This window comes from Candidatus Burkholderia verschuerenii, assembly GCF_001189365.1.
GTDB classification, from domain to species: domain Bacteria; phylum Pseudomonadota; class Gammaproteobacteria; order Burkholderiales; family Burkholderiaceae; genus Caballeronia; species Caballeronia verschuerenii.
Genome location: NZ_LFJJ01000197.1, coordinates 1 through 10,556 on the forward strand (window position 1 = coordinate 1; position 10,556 = coordinate 10,556).

Genomic DNA, 10,556 nt, shown 5'->3' on the forward strand with positions numbered 1-10,556 from the left:
TCGTTGAACGCTTCTTTAAGCGTATCAAGCATTTTCGTCGCGTCGCCACTCGATATGACAAACTCGCCCACAGCTACCTCACCTTTGTCTCCATCGTGTCTGCTCGGGCCGCTTGTAAATGTGAACATGACCTAGAGAGTCGCCGACGGCCGGCGAAGTTAAAGAAGTCTGCGACTTGCATTATAGCTACGCTCATGCAAGTCCAGACTTTGAGATTAACCCGGTCCGAGGTCAAGCCGGTACACGACTTGAGGCGATCGCGTTGTAATCCTCATGACTGACCAGGCGGATCGGCTTAAGGGATGGGGCCTCGAAGAGCAGGCGGTAGGAGCGCCCGATCGGAACGGACAGGAGCCTGCCGGCTGAAGATTTGAGAGGCTTGCCGTCCAACGCGAACGGATGCACGCCGCTGCTAACCTTCGCCAGCACATCGCGCGCTTCGCGTTGAACGGCGGATAAGTGCTCGACGATGGACAGATCAATAGGGTCGGCGGCCGCCGCGTTGCGTCGCTCGACTTGTTTCGCCTCGCGTGCGGCACGCTGGGCCAGCAGCTCTTTGTTCGTTTGGGCGCAGGTGTGGCAGTACTGGCCTTTTCCAGTATGGCCGCAAGCAAAGGTACGTTTCATGCTATGGTGGGCTGCGTTAATAAGACTTCGTTGTGTTCAAGGCCGCGAAGCGCCGTGCTTGTCGTCATGCTCAGCCCGTCGGAAGCGCGAATTGCGCCTGTTTGTTGTTACCGGCGGCTGAATATCGACGGTTCCACACTTCAGTCGCGGCTGCCATGTCGCTATAGGCAAGCGACGCGGTCCAGCCAAGACAAATCGGATTGTTGCAGGATGGTCTGAAGGTCTTAGGCCTACTAGAACCAACCTCATGTGTGAGCCACCACCGCAGAATGGACATGCCGAAAGTAACGCGTTGTCAAACCCTTCAGCTCGTATGGTCTCGACTGGTTCGTCGTTTTCGCTATCACAGTTACACGCATCGGAAAGGGCCGCTTCCAGCTCAGCCTGCTTGCGGCCAATTTTCCAGAACCGCGCTAACCAATGTTCGTCGTCAGGCGGCGGGTTCGTGTTCTGATAGCCAAACGCGAGCGCGCCGTCGATGGCTTCACAGGTCAGCTTGCGCTCAAGCAGGATTTGTTCGTTGGTCATGCTGGCGCGGATTTCTTTTTTGTTCATCACATTCTCATTGAATTAGGTGGTGGAGGCGGGTTAGACAAGGTGCCACGCGACGAGTCGTCTTCTCAGTCACCTCCGCGAAGGAAGCGCTGGCGCGGTAAATGATGCTGCGTCAATGAATAAATCGCCTTGGATCATCTTGCTGCTGTTTGCGTTACTGGATTCGGACATATGCGCCGGGCAGAAGTGAACGTCACGTTCGACCTGATGCGCGTGTACGGAACACAGGTGACGATCGCATGTCTTGTCGGAAGTCGACCGGTGATCACACTGAAAGCGGCTTGGCGCGTCGCATCTGTTTATCGAGCATCGAGGCTTGCGCTGACGGCCTCGTGTGTAGACGATGACTGCGATTCCTTCGAGCGTTCGAAATGGTGTGCAAGGCATGTCATGTCTCGATACGTTTGAATTCGACGACCCAGACCCACGGGTTCGCGGTCCAGCCGGCGCCGCGCTCGGCGTTCAGACTGTCCCAGAGGAGCGCAAATGCGGCGCTCGGACTCGTGGCCACTTGATCCTCGGCGCCGCTCCACCATCCCGGCGTCTTTTGTGCGATCCCTTCAAACTCCGCATCGGTGTCGTTAATGCTTTGCAGGCGCTCGAGGCGCACGTTCGTCACTGCCAGTGCGATCCGCGACGCCCAGCGCGGCATGAACATCGAGGGGCGGTATCTGCCGACGCACAAATTAACTGGTGCGCGGCCATCGGCTTCAAACCAGACAGGGTGCGGCTGAAGATCACGAGGTGGCATGTCATCCGCGCGGCCGTTGTCCCCCGTCGTTCTCCACGCCTCGCGTACCAAAAGACGATCTCCAGGCATTCCGTACGGGCACGGAACGAGGTCGAAGCTTGGAAAGTCGGTGCCGACGCCGTGGCGGATGAAAGCGCCGAACTGACCTTTCTTCGGATGCCGCGAGGTGACGCGTCCGAACTGCGGTGGAAGGTCGAAAGTCCAGCCATCGACCGGTTGCCGCGCGATGATGCGCCTGGTCTGCGTCTTCTTGCCGTCGAGCAACGCTTGTACCATCGAACCACTGAAGCGGATGGGGCGCTCTTTCATACTGGGCTCCTGGGGAATTCGTCGTGCGTGCGGCGGTCGAGCAGGCGGCCGGCTGATTTTTTGCCCACTTGCAGCATGGTCCGTGCGCCGTATCGACTTTGTTCGTTCTCAAAGCAATGGACCGTGCCCCGATTTGTGACGAGGAATACCGGAACACGCTGTGCACGGCCCATCGTCGTATCGAAGCGTTCGCCGTCGGTCGGCTCGCGCCATTCGCCCAATTGCTTGAACAGGAACGGCACACCTGCGCGCGCGCACTGATCGCGAAGCGATCGAGGCCACTCGGGATACATCGGTCGCGCGCGGGAGCCGCTTTCGCCACCAACGATAACCCAGTCGAGCGACGGGAACATGCCTTGTTCCCATTCCGGTTCGATCCAGGAAGGTTGTAGCGTGACTGGTCCGAGCAGCGGCTCCATCGAGAGGAATCGAACACGCGCATTGAACGCCAGCAGCTTCGGGATGTCACGGTCTGCTTCGGCCTGGTTGACAACTGTCGCGCCGAGCCAGACATTCTCCGGCATGCGCGGAGCGTGCAGGCATTCGAGGTCGAACCGTCGTGCAGCCGTTTCTTCGAGCATCGGCAGCACGTTGCCGATTCGCTTCGTGAGCAACAGCCAGTCGAGATTCGGCGTCTGCTCAATTAGATCAAACAGATCGGCGCGCCATTTTGGATCGATGGCGTTATCGAACACGTCCGCCAGCGACGCGCAGAACACACGTCGGCGTCGACCATGCTGAGCGAAGAATTCCGCGTGCGCCTTGTTCCACTGGAGAGGCTTGCGCCAGTTCGACTCAGAGTGCGACGACGCGGCGCGCCGGGTCCCCAATTGATCGCCGTGCCACCGGAAAAGCGCGCATTGCGAGCTTCGGCATAGCAGTTATCGCATCCTGGGCTGACTTTCTGGTACCCTTCGAATGGGTTAAAAGTGGCATCGCACCACTCGATTGTCGTGTTCTCGCTCATGGTCCCTCGCAATGTTTTCCTTCGGTCATCACTTCGATCCCATATCCCTCCGCGACGCCACGGCGATACGTCGGATAACGTACCTCGAAAACTTGACGGTCACCGCAAGCGCTGCAAGCATGCGTGAATTTGGGCGGGTCTGACGTCAGGATTGCCGTGCCAGTCGGGCGCATGAAACCGATGCACCCCAGCGCGTCGCATAAATAGTCGACTTCAAACGTTTTGACCTCAACATAGCGTTCACTCATTTTTGCTCCACGCTTTTTGTTCGGCGCGCGCATATCCTCTTTAGCCATTTCCGCTGGCTCGATCGAAATGGAGCGCGCCTGCGAGTTGTCAGGCGATGAGGCGGCGAGAAGCGACGGCGGTATCGCTTTAAATACTGCCTCGCGAATGTGCTCGCGCAGTTGCTGCGTCTGGCCGTACTGCGGTACGATCTCGGTCAACTCACTGACCAGTTCGCGGATTTCGTGGTCTTTCATTCTCATCCTCGAATTTGTAAGAGGCGCTTATACGTATCGAATAGCTAGGGAGGGCGGTTAGAACAACCCAAGTCGCTGAGCCAGAACGATTACGCCGTAGCAGTGTGCGTATCGGCTCACGCAATGCACAGATGAGACGTATCGACGATCACGCGCAAAGCCTCCCTCATCGGTTTGCCGTTTGGCAGGTCCGTCTTTCTCTCCTCTACAGCGGCGCACGTGTCCCAATACTTGCCATTGCCTTTGCCCTTGTGAGCGCATGCGCAAGTTTGTTTCTCGTCACTCTGCTGTCATTGGCTGATGAGCTATTGAAGCATCGATTGCTGGGCGATCAAGTTTCGGTTGGCATCTTTTTTAATGCTCTTTCTCGAGAGGTAAGGGCGTCGAGTTCTTCAGAAAGCTCGAGCATCCGCGCGTCGGCAAGAGCCAACCGGATGCTCAGGCGATCGATATGAGCGAGCGCGAGGCCGTATTGTTCGGACAGCATTGCCAGCGCCCAAAATGGGCTCAGTGTTGCGTTGCAAATGGAACACACGACTATGCCGTCGTTGGGATGAAGCTGGATGCGGCGATGCGTGCACTCTGTGCGCGAGCGCTTATCCTCTTTCGCTCCGGAAACGTGCAGTCGAGCAAATGGAAGGACGTTGCTCAAGCAAGTCCGGCTCGCGGAAATTCATCGTGAACCCGTCCGTCGAGCAAACAACCGGCAGCCTTCTCGCCCATCGCGATGTCAATTGCAGGGATTCGAGGCCATTCGTGCACTCGCGGCGCGGTGGCACCATTTTTGGGTCGGAACTTCACTTCATTGCTGTCTGGCGTATGGGTAGCTCGGAAAATCCGTCGAATGTAGATTCGCATGCTTCTAAACGAGCAGTTCGAGGCGAGGGAAAAGAACACGCGAGATGGCTTCGTCGCGCCGGTAATGTTGCTCGACGACATCGAGATACAGACGGAAGGAGGGGGTATTGGTTGGGCCGCCTTCGAGCGAGCGATGGGCGAAGCGCAGATCTGTCGGTGCCGATGCGTGTTCCGCGAGCACGGCGGCAGTATCACGATTTGGCAACCACCATCGGTTCCAACGGAGGGTGAATGCGAGCCACCCGCCTGCCGATTGCTCGATCTCGGGCCACGTCGCCTCAAAGTCAAGAATCGCGCCGAGCGTGCTAAAGAAGATCATGCGTAAGTGGGCATCGTCGGCGGCCGCGACCACGATCTGCTTGCGGCGCTCATCCACCGGGTCGATGGAGCTGGCTAAGGCGAGCGCGGGATAGCTCACCTGCCAATTGGCATCGCGCGCGACAGCGCGCTTGAGAAAGAAGGAATTCAAAGACATGACGTCGCTCTGAAGTGGAGAACGCGTCGAACATATCCCGTCGTTCTGTTGTGTCAAGTCGCGGCGACGAGCAGTCGAACCGATCTCACGTCTGCGGGCGGAATCCATTCCACACACGGCGTCGCGGCGCGCGCATATAGGGCTTGTTTCTGTGTTTTGCGAGCGAGGTACTGTGCATTGTCGTGCATGCCGTAGACCTCGATTACTGTAGGCGTGGCGGTGTCCGTCAATTGGAAGTCAGGCAGCGTGTCGTCGCCGGGAACCAGACGCATGGGTTTCTTGAATCGACGTCGCTCGGCAACGAGACGATTGGCCATCGCCACTTCGTAGCTGGAATCACACGGGATGAATGAGCTATTGCATAGCTGCAGAGCGATGTCGATGACGCGCAGATTGCCATCCTTGGTTCTTTCCAAGACCAAGAGCGCGACCACGCGTGCATGTGGAACTCCGATCAGCGTCCAGGCCGAGCGGAAGGAGGCGGTTACTTGATCGATGACGGCTTTCGATGCAAAGAACGAATGGTGCGTCTGGCGGACCTTGATGACGAAACCATATTTCGATGGTTCGACTGCATTCAACTCGGCGATGAGCAAGCCGCGCTCGCTCGTGCCTTCGGATGTCTTGATGCGCGAGAGGAACGCGTCGAATTCCGCGGCGATCGCAGCCTTTTCGGTTGGCTCGTATCGACGCATGACGTACAGAACGTCCTGCATGGACTTGCCGTTGAGCTTGCCCACACCCAAGGCGGCGACAATCTGAGCGTTGCAGGTCCCCCAACTGCGGGCGGCGCCAGTCCACTCGTGTAAGCGTGCTTCGATCCAGATGCGTTGCAGGAAACCGAGCAAGGGGGCGGAACGGCGCGACACGGTATTGGGTGCGATTTCACGGCGCTCGCGGTCGATCACGACACCGACGGTGCGCACCGACAGAGAAGTGTCCAGTCTAACGTTCAGACCATCCGGTGTTTGGCAAATAGCCTCGAAGCTTTCCTCGCCTTCATGTTGGTCGTTCGTTGGCAAGGCATGGAACGGGCAGGTCGCCGGGTCATGCAGATACCCTTCTTCTGGCCATCTGGCGAGATGGAAAAGGGCGCCGTAGCGTCGGATGACCAGGCGCAGGGGCGTACCGCCCGGCCCTGACTTGCAGCGGCAGACCGCATATCCCGGTGACTTCTTGGCGCGTTCGAGCTCCCGTGCATACTTCGCCGGGTTGTCTTGAACCTCTTCGAGTGTGACCGTGAGTCCGTCAAACGATACGTCCGCCATGTTTCGCCTCGCGTAGGGTGAGTTCGGCCTGTTCCGCTGGAACCTTGTGGGTGTGCGCTCTGGTGCCGCAGAGATGGGCGACCGCGCGCACGCTCACGCAAAACTGCTCGGCGTGGCCGCTGCTCGGAAAGGTCACGCTGATCGTCGAAATCATTCCCGCTGTGGCGTATCCGCGCGAGAACACCGATCCCGCTCCGACCAATGCGTCAATCCAGTCATCCGGGAGGCCAGGGGAGGGGGTTGCGTTGGCACGTACGCCGGCTGGATCCTTCGTGAGATCTTCGAAGTTCACAATGACAAGATTCATGGTTCGGTTGCGCTTAAGCGGTAGTGGGGTGGGTGGCGCTGTCTGCGTTCGGACGTGCAGCGGGATGGGCAGCTCGATCAAGGGTGCGCTGATGTTTTTGCCAACCGATGTCGAAAAGAGCGATGGCCGCCATCATCGCGACGATTGCGCTGAGGCCGCATGCTAGGATTAAAGCAGTCAATCGCTTGTCGTTGGTCGAAAGTTCTTCGGCGCGCACTTGCTGAGACGTGACGAGTTCGCGACGCATTATTGTCAGTGCAACCTGCACCTCTCGTTCGCTCGAGAATCCGTATGTGGAGATGAGCGCGCGTCGCTTGCCCTCTGGAACGTAGCCAAGGGCGTCATTCATTCCTTGCAGTCGTTCGACAACAGTTGTGTTTGCCATTACCGAGACAGCCGAGCGCTGAAGCGTGAACTGATGGGCGGTCAATCCCAGTGCGCCGATCGAACTGATGGCTGAAGCGGCAAGTAGAGCGACAGTGGCGAGGTGACTAATTTTCATGACGTCCGAGAGAGGTTGCGCACACGCACGAGCTCAGATCCATTCTCGCCGGAGAGAACGCGATTTAATGCACAGAAAGAACGTGTGATTTGAGCTTCTTTTCGAGGCATCGCGGGGTACGTAATGCCACTCGGAAAGCAAGGCGTAAGAGTTTAAGCAGAAAGCGATGCGTTTTTCGACGTCATTACGGTTTGGCAACGCTATCCGGATAGCTCTCGTGGACTTCTCGAAGTACACGCAGCGCAAGTGGAAATCGCACGCGGAAGACGTTATCCCCAGCCTTGTACACAGATTCTGTGGATAAAAGTTTTGGCCCGGAGCGATCCAGGCCGACTGGCATCGAGAAGCTACAATGAGCGTCGCCTGGCGACTAGATGTATGCCTCATGCCTAAAAACTTTCGAGCATCTCGGATCAGTCGGCTTCAAACATGACGCAGAAAGATATGGCGCACATCGATCCTCGGTTCCTCGATTTTCGAGACTTTAGTGCCGGTCAATGGGCAGCCATCTGCTTTTACCGCGACGCTCGCAGGCATCAGCGGAAGTTGCAGATTGGAGCGCTGCTGTTGGCATTCGTCGTGGCGGGCGTCACGGCGATATCCAGCTCATTCGGCGTCACGATCCAATCGGACGCTGCGTTTCTCGATTCGCCCTGGTTTCGCGATGGCGTTCCTGCACTGATATTAATTGTTGCGCTCATGGCACTCAGTTTGTCGTTCGGAATTGTGACGCGAGCGAAATCGTACATGCGCGAGTGGAAATTGCCCACGCACTTGATCGAAGGTCTCGAGCAATGTCCGACCGAAAAGATGTGAGGAGGATGTTTTCCGAGCCGGCCGGCTGAACCCGCGACAAGCGCAGCGTTGCATAGGCACGACACGCGCCTTGAGTCTCGTGTTTAAGTTTAAGGCGCAGTAATTTCGAGAGCTTTCCGAAAACCGATCGCCTGATTAGCCGTTATCTTGTCGATATCACCCGCGTCTGAGACGCATCGACTCCGCCGACTTGCTTCGGCTCACCTCCTTTCCACCCTTCGGGACCTCTCCCGAACGGGATCCAGGTTCCATCCTCAGGAGCCTGTACCGTGAACGACGCTTATCTCGACGTGCGCTGCGCGTACGTCATCGCAAAACTGAACTTGCGGGTTTCAGAGCAATTCGGCGCGCTGTTTCCAAACGCGAACGCATCGATCGATCTTGAGAGTCGCGAGTTTGACGAGATCGACCTGGAGCTGATCATGGACGATCAGATTTCCGAAGCCGAACGTCTTGGCTGGTGTGACGCACAGGCGGACGGCGACGATCAGGTGCCGCTTCTGTTCGCGGACGAACCTGCTTTGTCATCGGCGTGGAAGCGCGGCGTCCGACAGCATGATCTGACTGTCGAGTTGGAGAATTGTTCGTCGTGTCGGGCGGCGGGTTTCGATCCGTGTCCGTTTCACGGTTGATAGTCGGCTTCGCGGTTCAATTCCGACTGGTCCACTGAGCGCCGATTAACTCGGCCTCGCCACTTTCTATCCTATTCACCCTTCGGGAACCAAGCCCGAAGGGGCGAGTTCCCTCTTTGGAGCCCACAATGCAACAACAACCTACTCTCGCTCTCAAGCACATTCAGGTCAACATCAATCCCCGCAAGTATTTCGATGCGGCGGAGATGGAAGAGTTGACCGCATCCGTGCGCGAAAAGGGTGTCATCCAGCCTATCATCGTCCGAACGCTCGCCGATGGCGGCTTTGCCCTCGTCGCGGGCGGCCGCAGATACAAGGCGGCGCTCGCCGCGCACGGCGAAGACTACGAAATTCCGGTCGTCGTTCGGGACATCGATGAAGTCGAAGCGAAGCAGCTCGCCATCGTCGAGAACATCCAGCGTGCTGATATGTCCCCGGCGGAGGAAGCGATCGCGGCTGCCGAGCAGGTCGGGCTATGTAAAGGTGATCGTGACGAAGTCGCGCGTATCTTCGGTTGGTCTCGTGTTACGCTGGATAAGCGCCTTGCGTTGATGAATTGCAGCACGCCGGTGCTCGACGCACTGAGCACGCGGCAAATCCTGTTGGGTCATGCCGAGTTGCTGGCCGCCCTCCCCAAAGAGACGCAGGACAAGCTGCTGCCGGTGATTATCAAGGAAGGCAAGCCCGTCGCGGAGGTCAAGAAAACCATTGAGCAGGTCGCCTGTTCGTTGGCGGCTGCAATTTTCGACAAGGCGGACTGCGCCGGGTGCCCGCATAATTCGTCCACCCAGGGCGAGATGTTCGGTGAATCCATCGGGACGGGAAACTGCACCAACCGCACCTGCTACAACGAGAAGACCGAAAAGATGCTCGACGCGACGGCGACCAACCTGCGTGACGAATATCCGGTCGTGCGCATTGTGCGTGCGGGCGACAACCACACGCGCGTGCAACTCGTGGTTGACGGTCCGAAGGGCGTGGGCGTTGAGCAGGCCAAGGCGTGTCACGCGTGCTAGAACTACGGTGCAGCGGTGAGCGGCCTACCTGACTCGATCGGGAAGGTCTATAAGGGCCAGTGCTTCGACACGGTCTGCAACATGAAAAAGGTTGCGGCGAACCTGCAGGCGGTGAAAGCTGCCACGCAGCCGAAGGCGGCTGAGACGGCCAAAGCGGATAAGAGTGACAGTAAGTCCAGCGGCAAAGCCGCTCCGATATATGCGTCAGATGCGAAGGCCACGGGTGCTAACCCTTCAGTGACGGTCGTTTCCGAGTCCGACAAGATCAAGGCATACCGCGTGGCGTTGTGGCGTAAAGCCCTGCGCCGTGAGGTGGGTGCGGATCCTGTGCTTGCTCAGCGATTTTCTTGTCGCGATCGCGCTGTCCGACCAGATGCGCTGCGTCGATCATAAGACGCTCTCGGGCATCTGGGAGAAGCTCACGCAAGAGCTGATCCCGGCGGGTGACGTGACAAAGGCCGCGGCCGCTACGGCGGCTGCTGACGACGCACAGATGGCGCACGCCGTGACTGGCGTGACCATCGCAGCGATCCAGGGCCTTGACGTGCAGCACCTCACGCGTCTGTGCAAGCACCATCGCCTCGATCTCGCGAAGCACTGGAAGCTCTGCAAAGAGTTTCTGGAGTTGATCACGAAGTCGGAAATGATGGTGGTCGCTGATGAACTGGGCATTCGTGCCGCGCTCGGCGACAACTTCAAAAAGGTCTTCGGCAAATCGAAGTCGGAAGTCATCGACGCGCTTCTGGCAGTCGTTGGCTTCGACTACACGGGCAAGATTCCGAAGGTGCTCAAGTTCTAAGGCGCGGTTCGCCCGCGCATCGATCGTAGTTCCATCCTTTATAGACCGCCTCAGGGCGGTCTATATTCTTGTGCGCCCAGCATGGGCGCACTCTTGCGGGTGCAAGTCGCGCGGCAAGTTGACCACAGCGAGCGAAGTGAAGCGCAACTGCGGAAGGGCGACCGACCGTGGAGAGGAAGCGTGGAGCGAAAC

The 10,556-nt window shown here is 58.1% G+C and carries 11 protein-coding genes and 3 pseudogenes; 4 read left to right on the forward strand and 10 right to left on the reverse strand.

Annotated features, from left to right (window positions below; translation table 11 throughout):
* Positions 1-101 (forward strand): annotated as a pseudogene (locus BVER_RS32850) (IS5/IS1182 family transposase); the annotation flags it as partial.
* A gap of 130 nt (positions 102-231) precedes the next feature.
* On the opposite strand, the gene BVER_RS24310 reads toward BVER_RS32850, so the two are convergent.
* The 10 genes and pseudogenes from BVER_RS24310 to BVER_RS24350 form a co-directional block, all read right to left on the reverse strand.
* Positions 232-627, reverse strand: coding sequence for a DUF7682 family zinc-binding protein (locus tag BVER_RS24310; protein ID WP_050455460.1), 396 nt, complete (start codon positions 625-627; stop codon positions 232-234).
* Between the two features lie 36 nt (positions 628-663).
* Positions 664-1,182, reverse strand: a complete 519-nt coding sequence (locus tag BVER_RS31870) for a hypothetical protein (RefSeq protein ID WP_157056203.1) — start codon at positions 1,180-1,182, stop codon at positions 664-666.
* Positions 1,183-1,570: 388 nt separating this feature from the next.
* Positions 1,571-2,242 (reverse strand): ASCH domain-containing protein, encoded by a 672-nt coding sequence (locus BVER_RS24315; protein ID WP_050455461.1) that lies wholly within the window; start codon positions 2,240-2,242, stop codon positions 1,571-1,573.
* Positions 2,239-3,209, reverse strand: a pseudogene (locus BVER_RS24320) (phage Gp37/Gp68 family protein). The gene BVER_RS24315 and the pseudogene BVER_RS24320 overlap by 4 nt, the downstream one beginning before the upstream one ends.
* Positions 3,206-3,691, reverse strand: coding sequence for a hypothetical protein (locus BVER_RS24325; protein WP_157056204.1), 486 nt, complete (start codon positions 3,689-3,691; stop codon positions 3,206-3,208). Before BVER_RS24325 ends, BVER_RS24320 begins: the two are co-directional and overlap by 4 nt.
* Positions 3,692-4,022: 331 nt before the next feature.
* Positions 4,023-4,343, reverse strand: a complete 321-nt coding sequence (locus BVER_RS24330; protein WP_050455463.1) for a hypothetical protein — start codon at positions 4,341-4,343, stop codon at positions 4,023-4,025.
* Between the two features lie 210 nt (positions 4,344-4,553).
* Positions 4,554-5,024, reverse strand: coding sequence for a hypothetical protein (locus BVER_RS24335; protein WP_050455464.1), 471 nt, complete (start codon positions 5,022-5,024; stop codon positions 4,554-4,556).
* 53 nt (positions 5,025-5,077) lie between these two features.
* The gene (locus tag BVER_RS24340; RefSeq protein ID WP_050455465.1) at positions 5,078-6,292 is read right to left on the reverse strand and encodes a DUF1173 family protein; all 1,215 of its coding nucleotides are present in this window, start codon (positions 6,290-6,292) and stop codon (positions 5,078-5,080) included.
* A complete protein-coding gene (locus BVER_RS24345; protein WP_050455466.1) occupies positions 6,273-6,599 on the reverse strand; it encodes a hypothetical protein in 327 nt (108 codons plus the stop codon). The genes BVER_RS24340 and BVER_RS24345 overlap by 20 nt, the downstream gene beginning before the upstream one ends.
* 13 nt (positions 6,600-6,612) lie before the next feature.
* Positions 6,613-7,101, reverse strand: a complete 489-nt coding sequence (locus tag BVER_RS24350; RefSeq protein WP_050455467.1) for a hypothetical protein — start codon at positions 7,099-7,101, stop codon at positions 6,613-6,615.
* Between the two features lie 429 nt (positions 7,102-7,530).
* Here BVER_RS24350 and BVER_RS24355 point away from each other — a divergent pair, with 429 nt between their 5' ends.
* The 3 genes and pseudogenes from BVER_RS24355 to BVER_RS24365 all read left to right on the forward strand — a co-directional run bounded on the left by BVER_RS24355 (position 7,531) and on the right by BVER_RS24365 (position 10,364).
* Positions 7,531-7,917, forward strand: a complete 387-nt coding sequence (locus BVER_RS24355) for a hypothetical protein (protein ID WP_050455468.1) — start codon at positions 7,531-7,533, stop codon at positions 7,915-7,917.
* Between the two features lie 269 nt (positions 7,918-8,186).
* Positions 8,187-8,549 (forward strand): hypothetical protein, encoded by a 363-nt coding sequence (locus BVER_RS24360; protein WP_050455469.1) that lies wholly within the window; start codon positions 8,187-8,189, stop codon positions 8,547-8,549.
* A gap of 128 nt (positions 8,550-8,677) precedes the next feature.
* A pseudogene (locus BVER_RS24365) lies at positions 8,678-10,364 on the forward strand (PRTRC system ParB family protein).
* Positions 10,365-10,556: the final 192 nt, after the last annotated feature.

What these genes read in the sequence shown, in the direction of transcription:
- BVER_RS24310 (WP_050455460.1), bottom strand. Translation starts at nt 627, where the DNA reads ATGAAACGTACCTTTGCTTGCGGCCATACTGGAAAAGGCCAGTACTGC.
- BVER_RS31870 (WP_157056203.1), bottom strand. Translation starts at nt 1,182, where the DNA reads ATGAACAAAAAAGAAATCCGCGCCAGCATGACCAACGAACAAATCCTG.
- BVER_RS24315 (WP_050455461.1), bottom strand. Translation starts at nt 2,242, where the DNA reads ATGAAAGAGCGCCCCATCCGCTTCAGTGGTTCGATGGTACAAGCGTTG.
- BVER_RS24325 (WP_157056204.1), bottom strand. Translation starts at nt 3,691, where the DNA reads ATGAAAGACCACGAAATCCGCGAACTGGTCAGTGAGTTGACCGAGATC.
- BVER_RS24335 (WP_050455464.1), bottom strand. Translation starts at nt 5,024, where the DNA reads ATGTCTTTGAATTCCTTCTTTCTCAAGCGCGCTGTCGCGCGCGATGCC.
- BVER_RS24340 (WP_050455465.1), bottom strand. Translation starts at nt 6,292, where the DNA reads ATGGCGGACGTATCGTTTGACGGACTCACGGTCACACTCGAAGAGGTT.
- BVER_RS24345 (WP_050455466.1), bottom strand. Translation starts at nt 6,599, where the DNA reads ATGAATCTTGTCATTGTGAACTTCGAAGATCTCACGAAGGATCCAGCC.
- BVER_RS24350 (WP_050455467.1), bottom strand. Translation starts at nt 7,101, where the DNA reads ATGAAAATTAGTCACCTCGCCACTGTCGCTCTACTTGCCGCTTCAGCC.
- BVER_RS24355 (WP_050455468.1), top strand. Translation starts at nt 7,531, where the DNA reads ATGACGCAGAAAGATATGGCGCACATCGATCCTCGGTTCCTCGATTTT.